This is a genomic window from Jeotgalibacillus sp. ET6, from assembly GCF_029667115.1.
In the GTDB taxonomy this organism is placed as follows: Bacteria; Bacillota; Bacilli; order Bacillales; family Jeotgalibacillaceae; genus Jeotgalibacillus.
The window spans coordinates 1-291 of record NZ_JARUIU010000045.1 but is presented as its reverse complement, the minus strand read 5'-3'; the positions used below and the strand labels follow the sequence as shown (position 1 = coordinate 291).

Genomic DNA, 291 nt, shown 5'->3' with positions numbered 1-291 from the left:
GAAGAAACCGCATCTAAATTGGAGACTGAACTTGAAAAGCTTCAGGAACAATCGGTTTAACAATAAGAATATACTGCTGATTCAGCATCTGAGGAGCAGCTCATTCGTTTCTTCAGCGATTTGGTCTTGACCTTCTGAATTCGACAAAGAGAAATTGCATTTTCCCGCCGCTCTCGCAATCACAAATATGAGGGTAAAAAAGATCCGGAAACCGGCGGGAAGATTGCTGTCGAATCCAAGAAGGTTCAAATCAGTTTCTTTTATTAATTTAAATAAAGATACGGTTTCTTC

Annotated in this window: 1 protein-coding gene; it reads right to left on the bottom strand. The window is 39.5% G+C overall.

Annotated features, from left to right (window positions below; genetic code table 11):
- Nucleotides 1-81: 81 nt before the first annotated feature.
- Nucleotides 82-291 (bottom strand): hypothetical protein (locus P6709_RS19815; RefSeq protein WP_278242625.1); only part of this gene is annotated, 210 nt, incomplete at its 5' end.